Annotated in this window: 25 protein-coding genes and 6 pseudogenes; 2 read left to right on the forward strand and 29 right to left on the reverse strand. The window is 30.9% G+C overall.

All coding sequences use genetic code 11. The features are described from left to right. Window positions 1-295: 295 nt before the first annotated feature. From A9G12_RS09515 to A9G12_RS09575, 17 genes and pseudogenes are all read right to left on the reverse strand, one after another. Complete coding sequence (locus A9G12_RS09515; protein ID WP_065563851.1) at window positions 296-1003, reverse strand: hypothetical protein; 708 nt, start codon at window positions 1001-1003, stop codon at window positions 296-298. Window positions 1004-1091: 88 nt separating this feature from the next. Continuing rightward, window positions 1092-1346: pseudogene (locus tag A9G12_RS12435) on the reverse strand (RHS repeat-associated core domain-containing protein); the annotation flags it as partial. Window positions 1347-1374: 28 nt separating this feature from the next. Further along, a complete protein-coding gene (locus A9G12_RS09520; protein ID WP_065565623.1) occupies window positions 1375-1896 on the reverse strand; it encodes a hypothetical protein in 522 nt (173 codons plus the stop codon). Window positions 1897-1905: 9 nt separating this feature from the next. Beyond that, the gene (locus A9G12_RS12500; protein WP_141674145.1) at window positions 1906-2157 is read right to left on the reverse strand and encodes a hypothetical protein; all 252 of its coding nucleotides are present in this window, start codon (window positions 2155-2157) and stop codon (window positions 1906-1908) included. 141 nt (window positions 2158-2298) lie between these two features. Continuing rightward, window positions 2299-2562: pseudogene (locus A9G12_RS12675) on the reverse strand (RHS repeat-associated core domain-containing protein); the annotation flags it as partial. Window positions 2563-2885: 323 nt separating this feature from the next. Beyond that, window positions 2886-3056 (reverse strand): hypothetical protein, encoded by a 171-nt coding sequence (locus A9G12_RS12445; protein ID WP_218056625.1) that lies wholly within the window; start codon window positions 3054-3056, stop codon window positions 2886-2888. A 4-nt stretch (window positions 3057-3060) separates the two neighbouring features. Further along, a complete protein-coding gene (locus A9G12_RS09535; protein WP_065565625.1) occupies window positions 3061-3327 on the reverse strand; it encodes a hypothetical protein in 267 nt (88 codons plus the stop codon). A gap of 114 nt (window positions 3328-3441) precedes the next feature. Next, a pseudogene (locus A9G12_RS12075) lies at window positions 3442-3606 on the reverse strand (RHS repeat-associated core domain-containing protein); the annotation flags it as partial. Between the two features lie 252 nt (window positions 3607-3858). Next, complete coding sequence (locus tag A9G12_RS09540; protein WP_141674146.1) at window positions 3859-4533, reverse strand: hypothetical protein; 675 nt, start codon at window positions 4531-4533, stop codon at window positions 3859-3861. Between the two features lie 18 nt (window positions 4534-4551). Further along, window positions 4552-5076: pseudogene (locus A9G12_RS12240) on the reverse strand (RHS repeat-associated core domain-containing protein); the annotation flags it as partial. Window positions 5077-5092: 16 nt separating this feature from the next. After that, on the reverse strand, window positions 5093-5629 hold the full coding sequence (locus A9G12_RS09550) for a hypothetical protein (RefSeq protein WP_065565627.1): 537 nt from the start codon (window positions 5627-5629) through the stop codon (window positions 5093-5095). 480 nt (window positions 5630-6109) lie between these two features. Beyond that, window positions 6110-6628, reverse strand: coding sequence for a hypothetical protein (locus tag A9G12_RS09555; RefSeq protein ID WP_065565628.1), 519 nt, complete (start codon window positions 6626-6628; stop codon window positions 6110-6112). 40 nt (window positions 6629-6668) lie between these two features. After that, window positions 6669-7328, reverse strand: coding sequence for a hypothetical protein (locus tag A9G12_RS09560; RefSeq protein ID WP_065565629.1), 660 nt, complete (start codon window positions 7326-7328; stop codon window positions 6669-6671). Window positions 7329-7365: 37 nt separating this feature from the next. After that, window positions 7366-7917: an imm11 family protein gene (locus A9G12_RS09565; RefSeq protein WP_065565630.1), complete on the reverse strand. Its 552-nt coding sequence runs from the start codon at window positions 7915-7917 to the stop codon at window positions 7366-7368. Between the two features lie 449 nt (window positions 7918-8366). Further along, window positions 8367-8996: a hypothetical protein gene (locus A9G12_RS09570; RefSeq protein WP_065565631.1), complete on the reverse strand. Its 630-nt coding sequence runs from the start codon at window positions 8994-8996 to the stop codon at window positions 8367-8369. Window positions 8997-9010: 14 nt separating this feature from the next. Then, window positions 9011-9175: a hypothetical protein gene (locus A9G12_RS12350; RefSeq protein WP_176701757.1), complete on the reverse strand. Its 165-nt coding sequence runs from the start codon at window positions 9173-9175 to the stop codon at window positions 9011-9013. Window positions 9176-9343: 168 nt separating this feature from the next. Then, a complete protein-coding gene (locus A9G12_RS09575) occupies window positions 9344-10129 on the reverse strand; it encodes a hypothetical protein (protein WP_081299728.1) in 786 nt (261 codons plus the stop codon). Window positions 10130-10497: 368 nt separating this feature from the next. Between A9G12_RS09575 and A9G12_RS09580 the strand changes: the two genes are divergently transcribed. Both A9G12_RS09580 and A9G12_RS09585 read left to right on the forward strand, forming a co-directional pair. Then, window positions 10498-11688, forward strand: a complete 1191-nt coding sequence (locus tag A9G12_RS09580) for an NADH-dependent flavin oxidoreductase (protein ID WP_065565632.1) — start codon at window positions 10498-10500, stop codon at window positions 11686-11688. A 119-nt stretch (window positions 11689-11807) separates the two neighbouring features. Then, a complete protein-coding gene (locus A9G12_RS09585) occupies window positions 11808-12710 on the forward strand; it encodes a LysR family transcriptional regulator (protein WP_065565633.1) in 903 nt (300 codons plus the stop codon). Between the two features lie 123 nt (window positions 12711-12833). On the opposite strand, the gene A9G12_RS09590 is transcribed toward A9G12_RS09585, so the two are convergent. The 12 genes and pseudogenes from A9G12_RS09590 to A9G12_RS09645 all read right to left on the reverse strand — a co-directional run bounded on the left by A9G12_RS09590 (window position 12834) and on the right by A9G12_RS09645 (window position 20756). Beyond that, window positions 12834-14066 (reverse strand): TPM domain-containing protein, encoded by a 1233-nt coding sequence (locus A9G12_RS09590; protein WP_081299729.1) that lies wholly within the window; start codon window positions 14064-14066, stop codon window positions 12834-12836. A gap of 20 nt (window positions 14067-14086) precedes the next feature. Continuing rightward, window positions 14087-14878 carry a histidinol-phosphatase gene (gene hisN, locus A9G12_RS09595; RefSeq protein ID WP_065565634.1) on the reverse strand — a complete coding sequence of 264 codons (792 nt, stop codon included), beginning with the start codon at window positions 14876-14878 and terminating at the stop codon, window positions 14087-14089. Window positions 14879-15220: 342 nt separating this feature from the next. Beyond that, entirely contained in the window at window positions 15221-15445 is a 225-nt protein-coding gene (locus A9G12_RS09605) for a hypothetical protein (RefSeq protein ID WP_065565636.1), read from the reverse strand. Between the two features lie 181 nt (window positions 15446-15626). Then, window positions 15627-15986, reverse strand: coding sequence for an Imm8 family immunity protein (locus tag A9G12_RS09610; protein WP_065565637.1), 360 nt, complete (start codon window positions 15984-15986; stop codon window positions 15627-15629). Window positions 15987-16304: 318 nt separating this feature from the next. Then, the gene (locus A9G12_RS09615; RefSeq protein ID WP_065565638.1) at window positions 16305-16703 is read right to left on the reverse strand and encodes a hypothetical protein; all 399 of its coding nucleotides are present in this window, start codon (window positions 16701-16703) and stop codon (window positions 16305-16307) included. Between the two features lie 216 nt (window positions 16704-16919). After that, complete coding sequence (locus A9G12_RS09620) at window positions 16920-17528, reverse strand: hypothetical protein (protein WP_065565639.1); 609 nt, start codon at window positions 17526-17528, stop codon at window positions 16920-16922. Between the two features lie 136 nt (window positions 17529-17664). Continuing rightward, on the reverse strand, window positions 17665-18090 hold the full coding sequence (locus tag A9G12_RS12355) for a hypothetical protein (RefSeq protein WP_176701759.1): 426 nt from the start codon (window positions 18088-18090) through the stop codon (window positions 17665-17667). A 21-nt stretch (window positions 18091-18111) separates the two neighbouring features. After that, window positions 18112-18555 carry a hypothetical protein gene (locus A9G12_RS09630; protein ID WP_065565640.1) on the reverse strand — a complete coding sequence of 148 codons (444 nt, stop codon included), beginning with the start codon at window positions 18553-18555 and terminating at the stop codon, window positions 18112-18114. 246 nt (window positions 18556-18801) lie between these two features. After that, window positions 18802-18954: pseudogene (locus tag A9G12_RS12680) on the reverse strand (RHS repeat-associated core domain-containing protein); the annotation flags it as partial. A 249-nt stretch (window positions 18955-19203) separates the two neighbouring features. Further along, window positions 19204-19473: a hypothetical protein gene (locus tag A9G12_RS12095; protein ID WP_081299730.1), complete on the reverse strand. Its 270-nt coding sequence runs from the start codon at window positions 19471-19473 to the stop codon at window positions 19204-19206. Between the two features lie 403 nt (window positions 19474-19876). Then, a pseudogene (locus A9G12_RS09640) lies at window positions 19877-20197 on the reverse strand (RHS repeat domain-containing protein); the annotation flags it as partial. Between the two features lie 136 nt (window positions 20198-20333). After that, entirely contained in the window at window positions 20334-20756 is a 423-nt protein-coding gene (locus A9G12_RS09645; protein ID WP_065565642.1) for an NTF2 fold immunity protein, read from the reverse strand. Window positions 20757-20778 lie beyond the last annotated feature (22 nt).

Consider the following 20778-nt stretch of genomic DNA (forward strand, 5'->3'; position numbering starts at 1 on the left):
AGATGTAGAGGCTAGTTAGGTTGTTTTGGTTTTCTCCTAGCAGTTGCATGCCTTCCCATTGAAAGGTAGTTTTGGTAATAGGTGGTTGATGGGGAGTTAGGTAGGTGGCTTTTTCTGTTCTTCTACCTAAGTCATCGTATTTAAAGCGTATATATGCGGACTGTCCATGTCTTTTTTATTTTATTTGTATTAATCAGTTGGTTATATCAATATTTTAAGCTTTAAAATTGATAAGTTATTATCTTTATTTAATGTAGTGATGATAGTAATACCATATACTCATTGGAATTATGATCTATCCATTTTTATTTTTATACATACTTTCGAAAAAAGCTAAGAGATTTTCAGAATATTGTAATTCTCTCTCTAACTGTTTCTTCCCTTCATCAGATAGACCAAAACTAGCTTTTAAACTTATTATATCATTCTTTACTTGCTCTTTAGCTAATAGAATAGCTTCTTCAAAATTACCATTTAAAAAATTAATTGCAGCCTCTACTGAGGGATGACAAAACTTATAGTTTTTACTTAATCCTTCTGAAAAGTTTTTCCTAATAAAAGGTATTTTCTTCAAATTATCCAATGATAAATCTTTTACCTCTTTAATATTTTCTACTAAACTTTCAAAATATGATAAATCTAATAGAAATTTATTAAGTTGCTCTGTGTAGTCCCTTTCCCAATTAAAATAATAGGATTTATTTGTGTTTGCTGGAGTAAATAGACCTATATTCCCTGTCATAATTGGGAAAAAATTTCTATCATCTTTATAAAATCTTTTTAAAAAATTATTGATCTCATCAAGAGATATAGTTCCCCAAAAGTGAAAGCCTACTTCGGTCTTTTGGCAATCGTTAAGAGTTATTTGATAACTAATATCTGCATAAGTTAAACTTAATTTTTTAAAGTAAAGCCTACTTTTTTTCTTGTATGATCTTTTTTTTAATTCACAACTTATTATATTATCGATCTCTTTTTTAAATAATGCCTTTGTCCAACTCATAAAATAATTCCTATCAAGGTTTGTTAACTCCACCTGGAAATCGATAATGTTTCATCGTAAAATCAGTATTCATTGTTGAACCAGACAGCCCTGGAGGAGTAACTCCTCCATTTACTCTGGTTGCTTCATTTAGATTGAAGCCACCTGCTAATCCTATCGGATCTGGCTGGGTAAATCTACCTATATCGGGGTCGTAGTACCTAAAGGTATTATAGTGTAAGCCCGTTTCTCTATCTAGGTATTGGCCTTGGTATCTTAGGTTTTGTTTGAAGTTTGTTTGGTTGTTATGCCATTCTTCTTTGTTATTGCCCCATATTTCATAGTCAGCTTGCCAAAGGTTGTTGGTCTGTTAGTTGTTTTGATAATATTATTTAATTTCCATTTAACCAATTTAACCAACCTAATAAATCTTTGAACTTTTGCTCGCTTTGGCCTGAATATCTCCATATCTCAGGTTCTACAGGATTATTCCACACAGCAAGAGTATAATCTCCCTCATCTTCACTCATTACGGATATAACTGATAACTGTTTATCAAGATAAATCCATGGTGCAGAATCCTCCCAGTTCTCTCTCATAGATTTAACCCATTTTTTAAACTTAGGCTTATTGGCTAATTTAATCATTGCGTCAATGCTCAAAAAAGTTTCTCCAATTTCTTTCCAAGAACCAGCATATAAAAACCTATCTTTTAATTGTGGTGTAACTGTTTGATATATAGATGTATCTAATGTAGGTATCTTATCTACTATAGAGCCAGGAAATATTTTTTGTTTTGCATAACGCTTTGCTTCTTTCTCAGTCATGCCATATGAAATACATTCTTCAATGAAAGCTTTAGAGCGCTTATCAAAGCTATTTTTATAATTATCAAGAAATTCTTTTATCGACATTTTTTTCTCCTAATCTATGAGTTCTACTTTGTGATATACAGTGCCATTAGGAACTCCTTTTGCTATCCCCCCAAGATAGCTATTTACGGATGTATCAAGAGGCATTGCTGAGCCATTTGCAACAGGCCCTCCCATAGTAGCATCTGGAGTATGACCGACTACTTTACCCTTATATAAATTAGGGAATCTTTTTCTCATCTGCCTTTTCCATCTTGCACTCAATTTTTCTTGTGCTGCCGTTAAAGAACCTCTCTTAGTCATAGAACCACCATTTTTCTTAATTTGCTTATTCCAGTTTTTAACGAAACGTTTTAGTTGCCTAGAGTAGGCTCTATTATTACCTTTAAATTTATTTCTAATTTGTAGAGTAACCGTACCATTTTTATTGTTAACCAAATTTGTACACTTAAAACCTAAAGGATCAATCCAAGTAATCGGGTTAGGTGCATACTGATAAAGATTAAATCCACCAGCTAACCCTATCGGATCTGGCTGGGTAAATCTACCTATATCGGGGTCGTAATACCTAAAGGTATTATAGTGTAAGCCCGTTTCTCTATCTAGGTATTGCCCTTGGTATCTTAAATTTTGGTCAAAGTTACTTCGGCTTTCTTTCCATTCTTTTTCAGCATTTCACCAAATTTTGTATTCTGCCTGCCAAATACTTATGAGACTCTTAAGGTCTTTTTGGTTCTCGCCAAATAGCTTCATGCCTTGCCATTGAAATTCAGTTCTAGCGATTAAACTATTTGTATTATTTTTGAACTATAGTTTTTTTGCCTTCCAGACCCTTGACGCAGATGAAAAAGAAAGGGTTTTAAACAATGATGCTAGAGAGATTAGTTGTTCCCATTTGTAAAGTTTCTTAGAGCTATATGTAATACTTCCATCTTGATTCATTATTTCTATGAAATAATATCCTTTGTTATATTCTTGATTTGAATATTCATCTTTAGCGAAAGCTGGACGAAAAAGAATTACACATTGATCTAGCAATAGAAATTTTTTTTTATTTCAGCTAAATCTTGATTCCACGGATTGTCATCCACTACATCGGAAAGATTATTTTCATCATTAATAACAGTAAACCAAGTATCATCTACACCTTGCTCTTTTGCTTTTAATCTATCAGAATTAAACATAAATATTGCTTTTTTCATATCATCAATAATCCAAGTGAAGATTACTAAATACACCTTTTGCTTCATTCCAAGCATTTACATGTGTTCCCGCTCCAAATTCTGGATGCCCTAAAATATCATCATGCCATCCAGCATTACCTGCTCTATTTTGAGCACCTATTCTACCTTTACTATTTTGCCATGTATGTGGCCCCCCTCTAAAATCTGGTTTGCGAGTTATAACAGGATTAGAGCTTAAATCTCCAGCTATTTCTGACGCAGCCTGCCTAGCAGCACGTCTACTTGGCATTTGATATCTATTTTCACCAGTTTTTACTCCACCATGGCGACGAATAATAGCTTCTGTATCGGTTTTGGCTTTACTATTACTAAAGCAAGGTTTCCAACCCCAAGGATCAATTCAGTCTATCGGATTAGGCGCATACTGGTAAAGATTAAATCCACCAGCTAATCCTATCGGATCTGTCTGGGTAAATCTACCTATATCGGGGTCGTAGTACCTAAAGGTATTATAGTGTAAGCCCGTTTCTCTATCTAGGTATTGGCCTTGGTATCTTAGGTTTTGTTTGAAGTTTGTTTGGTTGTCATGCCATTCTTCTTTGCTATTGCCTTATATTTCATAGTCGGCTTGTACGGGGTTGCTTCTTAGTTAATTTATTAACTATTTAAATAATCTATAATCATAAAGCAATTTTTCATTGGATATATAAAATACATCTAATACTTAAAGATTGTTGAGTATCTAATAATAAATGATATTTTACCTCCTATATTTGCATATTAAATCAATTGGTCAAATATAAATATTCAAAAAACCTAATTATTTTAGAAATGATAAGTCTACACTGAATGTTTTTTGACCCAGTTTATTAAAAATAACATATGTATTACTTTGCAATAATGCTTTTCCATAATAATCTCTTCTATCAAGGTAATTTGGAGTTTCTTCTAGCCATTCTTTATAAATAATTGATTCTTTTTTATCTATAACCTCTAATAACCAACCTTCACCTACCTCTCTATTCAATATCCTATATATATTAATATTATATTTTCTATTAAATAAACCTTTTGATAATTTTTTAATTAGTATTTTGAGAGCAAAATTTGTCTCAACAACTTTCTTGCTGGTTTCCTTTATAAGCTCAATAGTATGTGCTTGATTACTTGTTCTGCTAACAATTTCTTGTAATTTTATATCTATATAATTAAGTATAGTTAATTCTTGTGCACTTGAAGGAATACTATAGAAACTTTTAAAATCAAAATCCTCAACAAAGATACTTGTAACTCCCAACATATTATCCCATTCAACATCATCCTCACTTTTTGCTCCAAAAATAATTTCAATTTTAGAACTATTATTAATATTAATCTTTGGCAATAATGCCATATATATTTCTTTAATATAATATGCCATATATCGAAAAGGTAAGACCTTTACTGGTATAGATGCTTGTTTAGAGGTTTCAATTGTCAGTAAATTAAAATTCATACTTACTCCGTAACTCATTCATCGGTTATCAGGTACTCCATATATATCAATATACCCTTCTCTACTACTAGTTTGTGGTTTCGGGCGTTGATGAATGGAAGAAGGCATTGAACCATTATTCCTTGCAGCATGTTTATCTGTAATTTGCTGCTCAATAGTTTTTGCTCCTATTCTTGATTTGTTTCTAGCAACAATTACAGCTTTATATCTTCCTGATTGCCCACGATTTAAGGCATTAAGTTGGCGATTTGCCCTAGGAGATGTACCATTCTTATTTAATGGTAAACCACTTATACCTGGTTTCATCATTCTACCAGTTTTTGTATCAACAATTACATAAACATGGTTTGGTCGTGTACTCTTATTACTATTTCCATGTACCGAACCACAACGCCACCCTAAAGGATCAATCCAACTGACTGGATTAGGTGCATACTGGTAAAGATTAAATCCACCAGCTAATCCTATCGGATCTGGCTGGGTAAATCTACCTATATCAGGGTCGTAGTACCTAAAGGTATTATAATGTAAGCCCGTTTCTTTAAATACTCAAATTAGACTATTTGGATAGTTCTTCTAACCAATTACTTATTAAAGAAATTATGCCTTTATTTTTTAGTTTATTATTTATTAGTTTTCTCATATACCAAATAACTCTATCCTTCATTTTACTGTCATACTCAGCGCATCTACCTAACAGCTCTATTAAAAGATCTAATTCATGCTCAGTACAATTTTCAAGATAATATAAATATATCTCTGCTCCTTTAGATATTATATTTAAACAATCTACTCTAAATGTCTTATTACAACTTGTATCTTGTGCAATGGATGAAGAAATTTGTACAAGTAATTCTATAAAATATTGTCTCGATATAGCGTTTGCTTCTTGTAGTGCATTTATAATACTAGGAATGACAAATATTGTGTCATGATTTACTTTCCCATGATCGATTAGACAAAACTCAAGACGCCAATAAATATTTTCAGCTGTATCATTATCTCCAACTTTTATCAATGTACTAATTTCTTTAGGTATTTTTTCTGCACTCTCTAACTGTAGTTCTTCCCAATTTATACGTTCAAGTTCCCACATAGGATTATTCCAAGCCTGATTGAAAAATAATTGTATCTTAAATAAATGGTTCCCTCACATCCTTTGCATACAGGTGTTTGATGATTTCTGGGGCGTACTGCTTCAGTAAACACTACATCATCTTTATTCCCACCAAAAGCTCTTTACTTCTTACTAATATTAAATCCATAGCTGTTATATCATTGTTATCTATTTTTGATAAGTGAGTTTGAACGGTTTTTATTTTTACTAACTTTCCTTTTGAAGTAGGGTAACTAATACCTCCATGAGAAAGTTGGATATTATATTTATCAAAAAAGCTAATAAAAAAAATTATACCAATCTATAAAAATAGGTTGTGATGAATTATTTAGAAAACTCAACGAGTAACAATTTTTATCCGAGAATTCTTTCATTTATATTTCTACTTAGTAAGTAGCTCCATAATAACTATTCCAGCAAAATAAGCATATAATTATTCTCCACTTATGAAAATTAAAGTTAAGGTAAGAAAAATTTAGGCTTACTTTCTCTATATTTGGGATCTTTTCTTTCTGGATGATAAGTACTTCTTTCTAGGGCTAATAAAATAGCTTTTCCAATATCTAATAAATCACTATCCATATTAATTTTTACAAGATCTTTATTAAATGCCCATTGATATGGAAATTTATTAAAGTTATCAAAAGGTGTAAGAATATATTCTACAGTCTCTACATTTTTTTCCATTGTAAGGAACCTAGAATTTTTTTCAAAAGACTTTATTCCTCTAGCTCCAACCCATTTACAGATATTTTTGTTAATAATATCTGTTTCATATTGCATATATTTAGATTTTCCTATCGAAAATTTATTAATTGCCTCTAACGCAGTAGAAGCAATTTCAGATTCATTTGTATTTAGACTAACACTTAAGCAATCTATAGGTATTAATGCTTTATCATCAATTTGATGAGTACTCATAATAAAAAAGAATAAATTATTCTTAAATTCATAAATATAAGTTGTTGGCATTAGCATTATTTATCCCTAGTAATAATTTGAATATTATACAAAGTTATTATTTTAATCTCTCTGTTATATCCTTAATAGTTTGATTAGCTCTTTCTATTAAAAGGCTATCTGTTTCTTTTTTAATTACTTGCTCATTAATAAATCCAATGGTTTTTTTATTACCAACCTTGCCTAATGCAAGTAATAAATTATCTTTTGCATCGATGTTCTTTTCTTTTAAAAAGGCATTTTCAATTAGATTAGATAGTTTATCTATAAATTCTTTTAGAATATTATTAGCATATCTAGCTATATAAAGCCCAAGCGATAAGTTTGTATTTTTCGTTGTCTTTTTTTCAAATATTTTACAAATAGCATTCCATGTTCTTGGATCATTAAACTGTATACTTTTTGCACATGCTTCTACTTGAATATTTATTGAGGGACTATCATATAAAGGAATCAATACATTTAAGATTTTTGGATTATAATATTCATATCTTTGACTTATGTTACCTATGGTATTAACTAATTCTAATAAAATTTTTTCATCTGTTTCTTGTTCTATTGCATCAATTAGAATAGAAATTGTTCTTGTATCAGTTAGCCAATCTTTATTGGCTGCTGTCCAATTTCCCCTAGATACTTTATTAATATAGACGGCAGCCTTTTCTCTTGTCACAATATTATTAGATTGTAATTCATTTAAAATCCCATCTAATATCATTAAAAGTTATTCCTTTATTGGACAAGTTTTATACAATTTAATCTAAAGGGATAAAATCAAATCCTTTTAGTTTGTTTGCTTCACAGATTTTTTTAAAATTACTGGAAATAATAATGACATATGGATCTTCTAACATTCTGACTATTGAAAAAGCTCTTAAAGAGTTATTCAGAATTTTTAATTCTATGCTCTCTAAACTAGGAGGTTCGCCATCATCATAATCTACTTCTTCATAAGTAGAGTTTTCATAATCAAAACAAGGAATAATATTATTTATTTTTAATGCAAAAAAATCGGTATTTGTAATTCCTTTATCATCAGTGATATTAGCTGGGAAATAATCTATTTCTGTCTTTATTAGCTTTGAAAAAGAGTCTATAAATTTTTTACTAACTAACAATGGGCCAGAGGTGGGTAAAATATCATATTGATTGATATAACTATCTATTTTATCGACTTTATAAAAAATAGTCTCAATCGTCTGTTTAGATATATACTCATCAAAATCATAAAATGGAATAGGGTTTTTATCTTCATCATAAAAAAAACAGATTTCTCTTTTATAAAACTCAGATAATTGAAAATACATAATATATCCTCATATAGTAACTATCTGCTACATCGTAGATCAGAATAGAATTGCAGTAATATCAATTAGCCAATCTTTATTGTTGATGTTCAACTACCCTTACATACATTCAATAGTGTAGCAAGTAACCTTTTTTACAACAATTTTGCTAGATTGTAATTCTTTTAATGTACTTTTAAATTCTATTATAAGTTCAGAAAACAACTTAAATAGATTAATATATACTATCTAAATTTTAACCTAATGTATATTATTTTTAATAATATTGCTCCATTAACCAACCATATGATTATTAAAGTTATTTTTTAATTTATGCTTGGCGTTTTTTATTTACAACACTGTTCATATAGTATGCCATCTTTTGTTGTTTGTTTTGCAACTTCTTCCTTCATATAATGACACGTAGGATACTTCTAGCATCAGCTACAGGGTTAATTTGGCTTGTTTGATCATATATTATAATTCAATATATTATGAGCTATCTTTTTATTAAAAGAGATTTTTAAATCTTTATTATTGTCAAATCCTAAATTTTTCTCACTTAGTAAATATTCTAAATTAATGTCATCACTAGAAAGTTTATTGTGTTTTATAACATATACACTGATTAGAAATGGATAAGAGTAATATTTTGGGTTATCTATAATATTAGTAATTAACTTATTATTTACTTCAATTAAATTATAAGCTCTTTCAAGATAGATAGACTTTAAGATTTCTAAAATCCTGTTATATGTATTTTCTTTTCCTTGATCTGTCCTAGGTAATAAAATTGAGGAATATTTTTTTTCATTCGCAAAATAAGAATAATAAACTAAATTATTATTTGATATATTTGAAGGATAAGGAGGTGTAATTTGATTAATGAATTTATTAATCTCAGATGAGTTTATAGACATACTAATTGCATATTCACAACTAACATTAAGATATACAAAGTTTATTTCTATTTTAGTACCTTTCTTGTTGTCAATTATAATTTTATTTCTATTAGTTTTAATATGTGGATATATTGCTAATTTTTCCTTTAAAAAAACTTGTAGTTCTTTCTCGAATTCATCTCTTAATTCTTTAGTCATCTCTAATATCCTAATCAATACTGTAATAACCAGAAAGTTGCATTGTGTGTTGCACCTCTTCCTCCAAAAGGATCACCTTTACTACTACCTGTAGCAATTTCAAAAGCACCTCCTTTACCTGCAGATGGTCTAATTATTCCACCTCCTAATCCCCCATTAGTATTTGCAGAATTACTCATATCAAACATTCCTGTTCCTGATGGATTTCTTGTTAGTTTTACTATTACATTTTCAATCTCAAAAATAGGCAAAAAAGAGAATTACAAAAATGAAACTAAATGAAACTACAATAAATTTAGATATTATAGAGAAAGTCATGGATCAGACGAAAAACACATTCTAAAAACTTATATTGGGAGTTTCTTCTTTTTAGAACTAAGTTTGCTATTCCTCCAAGAGATAAGAACACCAGCCTCTCCACAGAAGTTATTAATATTATCCAATTGGTCGTCATCTACACTCCATAACCACAGTTTATTATTTATTTTTATTAAATCACCATGTTTACTATCTGATAAAATCCAATCTTTCAATGAGAGATTATTATTAAATTTGATTCCAAGATGTTTATCGTTAATTATATTAAACTTATATATCATTCGTAACATTGAATCTTTATATCTAGCTGATCCTTTAAATCTTCCTGGTGTTTCTCGATTCCAAGTATTAGGTTTCTCATACTCAAAAACTGAATAAAAGCCCTCACCTTCCGTATATATATATGTTTGAAACATGTCACTTAATTCAAATGATATTCCATAAGGAAAATTTATATAGTTACTAATTTTTTTCACTAATTTAATAATAAACTGTTTTTGATTCTCAATTTTATTTATATATTGCATATTCAAATTATAAAAACTACCGAATTCATTAGTAACGTGATAAAAGGTAGCGATAGTTTCATTATTTTCTATACAATATAAGCCAAATTGTAATTCATTATTTTGTTCTAATTTTTTTTCCAATCCTTTTGCTGTAATTTTCTGGGAAGTCTGATCACCATTAACTAAATGTTTATTATAAGAAGCGGTAGTGATTTTAATATTTAAGTGATTAAAAAACTCACCTATTTCATATGCATTTAATGCTGAAAGTCCATCTGTGTTATACAAAGCAATTCCTACACACATACGATATACCTTAATTTTACCCCAATAACACAAAATTATAATCTGGATAATTTTTTTTGTAACTTCTAATAACAATAAAAAATAATTTTTATTTTGAATAGTTTTTTTGCGAAGGGGCATATTTAAAAGAAAGCTCGCATTTGTTGGTACAAATTGTTGACCTAGTAAATGGTTTTTGTTAGCGTGGATGTAATATCAATTATTACAATCCGTAATAAATAATATTTTCTTCTGGAATTAATCCAGTTGAATATAAATGTTCTAGTTTATTTTTTCCTATTTGGCAAAAATCATATGCCATTTAGCTTCTTTTTCTTCGGGTTTATTTTGTTCACAATGATTTTCTTAAAGAAAAGAGGAAATGAAAAATGAACTCAAGAAATTTTATGCAACCTTATCAGTTTAAAAATGGATTAGTGCTCAAAAATCGAGTTGTTATGGCACCAATGACAACGATGGCTAGTTTTTTCAATGGACAGATTACCAGTGATGAATTAGCCTATTATGCTTTACGAGCTGGTGGCCCTGGCATGTTAATTACAGGGGTTGCTTATATTACTGAACGAGGCAAGGGATTTGAAGGTCAGCTTGGAATAGCATCTGACTTACATTTAGCGGGATTGAAGGCCCTTTCCAAAACGATTAAACAAAATAACACTAAAGCCATTCTGCAAATATTTCATGCTGGTAGAATGACAAATTCGAAAATATTACGTGGAATGATGCCTGTTAGTGCTAGTGCTATAAGTGCAGAAAGACCTAATGCAGAAATACCAGAGGCGCTATCTGAAGCAGAAATTCACACCATCATTGAAAATTTTGCACATGCTACACATCGTGCAATACAGGCGGGGTTTGATGGTGTTGAACTTCATGGTGCTAATACTTATTTATTGCAACAATTTTTTTCTCCTCATTCCAACAGAAGAGTAGATCAGTGGGGGGGAAGCTTTGAAAATAGAACACGTTTTCCATTGGCTGTCATTGATTCTGTCAAAAAAACTATTGAGTCTTTCGCAGAATCTCCATTTATTTTAGGTTACCGCATTTCTCCAGAAGAGTTTGAAACGCCAGGAATACGTTTTCAAGACACACTTAAATTTATTGAAACGCTTACAACATCGGGGATTGATTATCTTCATTCTTCTATTGGACATATAGGAAGAATCCCTCTTAATGAGGGGCATGACCAAACGCCTATCATTCAACAAATATCTTCTGTAATCAATGACCGTATTCCTTTGATAGGAGGAGGTTCTGTACAATCTCCTGACGAAGTACAGCGGGCACTTGATAAAGGATTGTCATTAGTTGCAATGGGGCGCGAATTCATTAGAGAACCTTTATGGGTGCAAAAAGTAGAAAAACATGATGAAAACAGCATTCGTTATCGTGTTTCAGAGGTTGAAATGGATGAGTTAAAAATTCCTCCAGCTATGCAAATTTATTTAAATGAATCTTTTCGTGAAGTAATGGATTTTACAACTGACAACACTAAACCTAATGATCGATATCTCAGACAGGTAGCTCCCATGGAAGGTTATGAAAAAAAACTATAATAAATTGGTAGTTACAGAATGCTAAGCGATTACATGTTTGGATCAGTATTTTATATTTAATCATAATTAATGTACGATAATATCATGCATAATGCTTTATTAATTTAAATCGAGAATTAATGTTAAACAATTTAAATGATCTAAACATGCTTATTACAGTTGCTAAAAGTAAAGGTTTTACTGCCGCAGCAAAGCTACAAAATACCTCTCCTGCAACAGTAAGTAAACAGATTGCTAGAATTGAAAAAGAGCTAGGTATTCGTTTATTTAAACGTAATACTCGTCATTTAGAAATTACCGAAGATGGACAAAACTTTGTAAATAAGGTAAAAAAAGCATTAGAGATATTGGATGAAGCACAGACAACCATTAGCCAACAAGAGCAATTACGAGGAAAGCTGCGTATTACTGCACCAATATTATTAGGGAGTAGTTATATTGCTCCAATTGTGGCAGCCTTTCGTGATTTGCATCCGCTACTCACAATAGATCTAAGTTTAACAGATCATATTGTTGACCTGTATTCCCAAGGTATAGATATTGCTATTCGAATAGGGAAACTTCCTGATTCTGACTTAGTAGCAAAGCGTTTGACTACAAATTACCGTATTTTGGTGGCCGCTCCTTCTTACTTAAAAGAAAGTCCATTAATAGAGCATCCACAACAATTAGGTGAGCATCAATGTCTCTTATTCTCTTATCCAGGTTATAGGCAGGATCAGTGGACATTAGTTCACAAAAGTTCCGCGAAACGTAAGGAAATTATTCATGTAAAAGGTCATTTAAGTAGTGACAGTGGAGATGTCTTAAAAAAATGGTGTCTTTTGGGTAAAGGTATAGCATTACGGGAGGCATGGGAGGTATCACAAGACCTACATGAGGGTAAATTAGTTCGTATCTTGTCGGACTGGGAAGAACCTGGAGCAGCTATCAGCATTTTATATCATCAGCGACAATATGCATCAAAAAAAGTTAGTGTTTTTGCTCAATACCTCTTTCAATGTTTTAAACAGACATTGTGACAGTATGAATTCAATAATGTTCGTCCATCACGAACAACACCATTTAAATCATATTTCTGCAGAAAAGCATCTATTTTATTTAACTTTTTTCTTTAATAAATTAATTTCTTTTAAAATCGAACATCACCACCTACCCGATGCGCCACCACCGCCGCTTCGACCGCCACCACCACTACTAGTGCTGGAACTAGAACTGTGGCTACTATAACTTGAGTTGATCTCAATTGAACTATCTTCACTTCCACTTGAACCTAAATCAGTTGGTTTTATTTTGCCAATATAAAGTCCGATCCCCAACAAAATAGTAATTAGTAAACATATTACTATACCAATGGCTAAAGATTTAAATATTACACCAAATATAATTCCGGCAACTATGCCATAAAAGAGTCCACCCATTACAGCCAGTTTTAACTTAGTTGATTTGATCCATTTATTAATTATGATAAACGGTATAATAAACAACAAACTAAATAGGACTAAACATAAAAAACTAGAAACCAAAAATACCGTAAATAAAATTAGCACAGACATCCAGATAGGTAAAATTTTTAATAACAACTCTTGTACCCAATATGGTAAGTTAGTTTCTAAAAATTCGTCACCCAATTCTAAGCCATTCCAAGTATTTATATCAAAACCTCCCAAATAACCAGTGATACTCAAAATAATCACAAGAAAAATACCAACTTTTAATGGCGAGGCTTTCAATGATTTAAAAAGAATAGCACCCCACACGTAAAAACTTATACCCAAAATAATTGCTGCAATAATATCAATCATCCCAAAGTCAGTAGGATTTTTAGCAATATAAAATTGCGGATTATCAATAGCTGGCAAAGGTTCTTGTTTTATTTTGGCAATAAGTGCATCAACTGCTTTATCAATACCTTGTTCATAATGTTCTTGTTTAAAATATGGTAATAAATAATCATTAATGATATTTCGGATGGTTAAATCAGTAAGTGTCCCTTCTAAACCATAACCCACTTCAATGCGGACAGCTCGATCATCAAGTGCCACTAATAGCAAAACCCCATCATCAACCTTATAACGCCCCAATCGCCAATAATTAAAAAGTTGGTTGGCATACTGTTCTAATGTTAATGGTGCAGTTGTTGAGATAATTAGTACTGCTATTTGTGACCCTTGTATTTTTTCGAATGAGAGGATTTTATCTTCGATCTGTTTAGAACTTTGAGGTGATAAAATACCCATTTGGTCTGTCACAGCACTTTGCTTTAAAGGGAATGTAACATCTGCCTGTACTGAAGTACAACAAAGGATTAGACTAAACAACAAGCGCAAGCTATTTTTAAACATAATAGTCATCATCGCATAATTAGATTTTTTCATAGCAATAATAACAAATTTAATTAAAAATTGAGCACTTTTAACGCTTGCTCATGTAAAACTGCATTAGCAGAAGCAAGTATAGTTCCACCAGATTCAGCTCGTTGACCGGTCAATGTAGTAACTACTCCCCCTGCTTGTTCAATAATTGGAATCAAAGCAACAATATCATAAGGTTGCAATGAAAACTCAAAACAGAGATCGATCTGCCCTGCGGCTAACATTGCCATAGCGTAGCACTCACCACCAAAGCGAGTCATTAACGTCTGTTCTGATAACTCTTTGAAATTAACTTGTGGGTAATTTGGTGCTAATTCAGCAGATGTTGTATGTAATATTGCTTGTGACAATGTCACATTTTTGCGAGTATGTAACTGCATTTCACCTAAAGGTCCTTTAGTCCACGCCTGTTTACCATCAGCCCAGAATAGTTCATTGGTAAAAGGTTGACTCATCATTCCCATTACAGCTCGATTTTTATATAACAAACCAATTAAGGTACCCCATACGGGAATTCCGCATAGGAACGGACGAGTACCATCAACCGGATCCAAGACCCACTTAATCGGACCACTTCCAGTAGTACCAAACTCTTCCCCAATAATGGCATGTTCAGGGTAGGCCTCATTAATGAGCGCTCGAATCGCCCTTTCTGCTTCACGGTCAGCATCAGTTACTGGATCAAAGCGAAAGCCCTCTTTTGGCTTAGTATTTATATTTAAATTATCTGAAGATCGATAACGAGGTAGGGTTTGTTTACTGGCCACCTCCGCTAATTTATGGAAAAAAGCTATATCTGGAAGATTTTGGCTCATATTATCCCTCGCTTAATTACTTTTTCTGTAAAAATTCATTTTTACAACTACAACAGGCTATATGATAATTGTAATGCATTAAGTTTTTTTCAACAAAGTTATCAGTTGTGATTGATCTGTAGGGCAACAATACATGTTTTTACATGCCAAGGAATATTTCATAATATGGAAGCCTATTTTTTGAAAACACTATCAGTAATCTGCCCTCAGGTATTTTTTTCTCAGATAATCCTCCTACACATATTCCTATATCGGGAAAAAGCCAATATGAATTATTTTTTGCCTTAATTACACTACTCTGCTCCTGTAACTTTTGGAGTGCATTAATGTCATTAAATATATCTATATTGTTAAAAATAGGCATTTCATTTTTTTAATGATTACATCTACTAATTTATTTTTTATAAAAGTTAGTTGACTACCTTCACGGTATTCTCTAATTTCTTCCATTATATTGTCTATTTCAACTTTAAATGGTTTACCATTTTTTTTAGCAATAGCTGATTGTGTTAATCCAAATTTAAAATCATTCACACTAGTAAATGGATTTATTTCAAATGTAATCATATATAAATCCTCTATCTAACTTTTCCGCTTAGCCATTTCTTTTGAGAATTAATAGTTAATTATTCTTAATTAGCATGTGTAATTATCTCTTTAATTTAACCATTATATTAAAATTCAAACAACGATAGAATTAGGTGTCTACTAATAAAAAATGTTTGTCAGTTTAAATTATAATGACAGTCTAACCATAATTATAGTTATCATATTCCCAATCAAAATAGCGCCTAAGGTTTTCAACACATTGAGACCAAGTATCCCCTTCACAAGAAGAAACTATATCTTCAAGCCATTTCCATAAATACTGAAAATTATATTCATCCATAATAATCAGTGGTCTTTCAGCAATAATTCCGTTTAATGATGAAAGATTTTTAAGTCCTTGTGGCGTTGCCACTCTTATAGTAAAACCATCGGAACTTTTGGTTCCTTTTTCGCCAATCTCAAGGTAAACAAACTCAGCTATTGCTTTGTTATCTGCTGGTTCCCATGCGCGTAAATTTACACCATTTGCCACACAAGCTAATTTAATAATTAATTTCATATTTTATTCCACATTTACGTATTCGTTCGATACTAGTTGAACATGCAAATACTGATAAAGATTGAAATCATCAACTAACCATCGTAATATTCTGTAACTTCTATATATTTTATATATTAATATTACCTACATTTTAGCTGTTATTCGTTTATTGTTTACTGGAATAGTTGACCATCTTTTTTTGTTACACCTGCCATTTCACAGCAACAGAGTTGTTTGGAGAACCCTGCTAGGCTGTAATGAAAAAAACAGTTTTTGAGAGTGATTCTAATGCAAAAATATTAAATAAATCATCTAGTAACACTGTACTATTTTATACTAATTTTCATACAATTCAGAAAAAGGAATTTCTTGGTATAAGAATTTATCGTCAATATAATAACTTTCTTTATTAAAAAGAGCAGTCCATACAATAATATAAAAATCTTTTATCTTTATATATGATGGTAAATAAACTTCTGGAATAGAATCTTCATAATATTCAATTAACTCTTTATCATTACAAAAATTTATTGCATATTTAAAACTATCTTTACATCTTGCTTTTAAAAAATCAGGCATTTTTTCATATGATGGTAAAATTAATTTATTTATTAGAGTATTGATATTTTCTATATTATTTAAATTTAATTTAAATAAACAATTATCAACATTAGGTGCATCAGATAAAGCCTGCCATATCATTGTCACATATGATTTATTTATCTTTTTAATCATCTTTTGTCATATCCTTACTTATTCTGCTATACCAAAAATACTATATAGTTTACCGGTTTCTTTATTGAAATTAGATCTCACTCTTGGTGTTAAATATTGAATACTTTTACCCAATATTCAATATTCTATTTTTTGAAGCGGAAAAAACACTAAAACAAGTTTCAGATTGGTAGTTATTGACTTCACTAACATAAATCTTATTGATCATTGCTTTTATCACCATGGTTTCATCTTATCTATTGAACTTACCTCAACAAACTCAACTTTATAATATGAAGCATTACTTTTTAAATCAGAAATAATATTTTGATCAAATAATATAAGCGCTTGCCCAGCTTCTGGCATATAGTTATGGCAAATTATTATGCCTAAATTCATACATAATATATTGTTTATAGCATCGCTTATATATCCATCTTCATTCAACAAGTTCAATATTAGAGGTTCGGGAGGCAAAGATTCTTGTTGTAATCGTTTTTTTAATTTAAGTTCATTTTTCTTTTTTGCTAGAAAATACTTACTAGCATCTATATTAAGCGATTCTAATCTAGAGTTATTACCATACAAATAAACTCCATGCTTTCGGATATTTTCAACATGTCTTAATAACAAATTTCCATTATCACTCTTTTCTAAATACATCAGATTGACAAAGGTTTTACTAATTATCTTCTCAGCAGTAACTGTATTAAATCCATATGGTCCAAAACCACTTGAATCAATGTTATATTGATAACATATGCAATATGCTATTGAGTCAAGATCGGAACTAACCACTCTATTCCACTCAGGAATAGGAAACTTTATTAATTTTTCATTATTCATTATTCACCATATAAATATAATCCCTTCATTTTTAGAATTAACTAAGTTACATATTAGAATCTAATTTTTTCCATCATCTATCACATCACTTCTTTTGAACAGTATATTTTTTAAATGAAGATTGATTTAGTTCTTTCTAACATATTAGCTCTATATTTCCTACATACTCAATAGAATACCAATTAACGGATATAAGATATGAAATATCTTTGTCAGAAATGAAATACTCCATACCACTACTATTTTCCATTAACTTAGATATATTTCTAGCATCTTCTATAATTACAACAACATCTTTATTGATTGTATTTTGCTCAAAAAATATATAGCCAGGTTTATTATCTAAACATAATGAGAATTTAAACTCATAATCATCTGTAGATAATCTTTTGGCATTATCTCCTATGGCCAAATGCCCCTCTATTCTCCATGGCATGTATTTTTTTAATACTTGATCAATATAATTACATGCATCCATGTGTGTTATAAAATTTAACTTTATATCTAGCTCTGATGCACTTTCTATTAACGCATTTGCATAACTAAACTTATGGAAATTCATATTTATCTCTTAGCAAGAACATTATTCTGAACTATTTAAATAGTCGCCTTTTAGAGGAAAACCATCCTCATCAAAAAGATTCATTACACCGTATTTATTACTATATCCTTGTATTTCTTTACCATAGCAATAATAACTAATTTTTTTAGCAATAATCGGAACGCTATAAGCGTTAACGTAGAAATAGTATTGGCTATTTTCAACTTTACCTTTAGGCTCTATATCGATATTCGCCGAAAGAGAGAAGCTTTCAAGACCCTCAAAAAATAATTCAACTCCTGATACTACCGAATCATAAATAATAATTAGTAATTTTGCACTCCATAGAGAATCTGAAGCTACTGTCCCTCCATCTTTTGTAATATATGATGGGGATTGTACATATAACTCTCTAATAAATGAGTCATGCCAGTCAATACTCTCTAAAAAACTAGTAAATTCTTTTTCATTTTTTATATAGTTCATATTATTACTCGTCAATAGTAAATGAGCAGATCATGTGTCTTTAGGTCTATTTCTACTACTATAATCGAAATTATGTTGATTTTATGCACTAAGATTATCAATAAAATTATATTACCTTATCTACTAACTTATTAATATTTTCATTCTTTGTATATCATATATGAATGTTGTATGGTTAAGATGCTTCCAGAGTCATCATTTTTCTAAAAGATTTTTTATTAAGAGCAGAAGGTTATCTGATAGGGGACACTTGGATAACCTCCAAGGATCAATCCAACTAATAGGATTCGGGGCATACTGATAAAGGTTATTACCACCCAGTAATCCTATCGGATCCGGCTGGGTAAATCTACCTATATCGGGGTCAAAGTATCTAAAGGTATTATAGTGTAAATTGCTAACTTATTTAAATTAAAGCTACCAAGTAAATTAATTTGTCGAATGTTATTAATAAATTATTAGATTACCTTTAGGCCAGCAGCCATGCCAACCACAAGGCAAATGACCACTTTCATAAACTTTTAGTAAGCATTCGAAAAATAAAGGTTCTTTTAAGACAGTCTTGTAATAATCTTCAATTAAAAAATGGGTAATATCCCACCCTACACATTGGTTTAATAATTTATTATCAATACCATTTATATAAACCTAATCCGCAATATTTTTTTTATAATAGTTTCTAGCTTCGCATGCAATAATATTCCAATGTTGAAATAGAGAAGAATGTTTATTAACAAGAAAACCTGATATTTCATTTGCTGCTTCAAGAGTTGTATTTTCCCATATAGCACTACCCAGATGTTCTCCTACCTCAAAAATTGAACTTAACTGATTAATATTTTTAAAAGACTCTAAAGGCTTGCCTACATTAGCAAACCACTTGATCGCCGAAAGTCGACTTTTTATTAATTCCATCATATATATTTTCTATTGTGGTACTTGATTAATTCTACCTGGTATTCTAGACACAGGCATTCCCCTAAATAAACCATATTGTACTCATTACTACGTAGCATACCTGACTGCAACTATTAACATCAACAAATGACAAACATGTAGCTTCTAAAAAGTGCTTCAATGCCTGTGTATACTGCAAGTTTGTAGGATGCTGTCCATATAGTTCTCTCCCCATACCGTTCCCAAAAGTTTTCAAGTGAGGCATGTGCGTTATAGTGAGGTATTCCTGACTCAGTAAAGGCATTTTAGTTAATGGAAGCTCCCTTTCCTTGATGGATTACATCTCTATATGCTGCATTTTGGTTCATATGATGTACTTGTCCTAGGGCAGAATCTTTTTTAACTCATCATATTCACCCATCCGGCATTCCCAACTCCAAGGATCAATCCAAGCAATAAGATTAGGAGCATACTGATAAAGGTTATTACCACCTAGTAATCCTATCGGATCAGGCTGGGTAAATCTACCTATATCGGGGTCAAAGTATCTAAAGGTATTATAATGTAGTCCTGTTTCTCTATCTAGGTATTGCCCTTGGTATCTTAAATTTTGGTCAAAGTTACTTCGGTTTTCTTTCCACTCTTTTTCAGCATTTCCCCAGATTTTGTATTCTGCTTGCCAAATACTATTGCCTTGGCTGTCGGTAAGTTGTTCAGGGAGCCCTGCTAGGTTGTGATGAAGGAAGTAGTTTAGCACTCACTCTTTTTAGTGATGAAATCTTATACTATTACTATTAAATAATATTACACCATCAGATGATCACAGGAATCTATAGATCATCCTTTTTAAGTTTTAATACTTAAGAGTCATACCATTATTACTAAAAGACTATATTCGACCATTTATCAGCCCCTTTAGAATACTTCTTTTTAGTATCAAGTAACCATTCTCCATTTTGTAACTTCATAGTATACCTATAAATAACAGCAAAGTTTTGATTGGCAGGGTGAACCCATTTAGTTTCAATAATTGCTTTATTTCCATCTATTGAGATATTTTGAATAGTCTCTTGCTGAGGGTCATATTCAGGAGGAAAGCCCGCATTTGGTACAGATTGTCGACCAAGTTTACGGTCTTTATTTGTTAAATATTTTTTATAAATTACCTTTAAGTTTTCACCAGCCACCTGAGCATAATTAGTCATTCCTATTTCATCATATTTTTTTTTAGTTTCAACCTCCCATTCATTCATTTCTTTTGAAAAAGAATAAAATTTTTCTTTAATTGCCTTTTCTGTATTCATAATTTCATCACCTATAAAATTT

It is taken from the genome of Gilliamella sp. wkB112, assembly GCF_001690685.1.
Classification (GTDB): Bacteria; Pseudomonadota; Gammaproteobacteria; order Enterobacterales; family Orbaceae; genus Gilliamella; species Gilliamella apicola_J.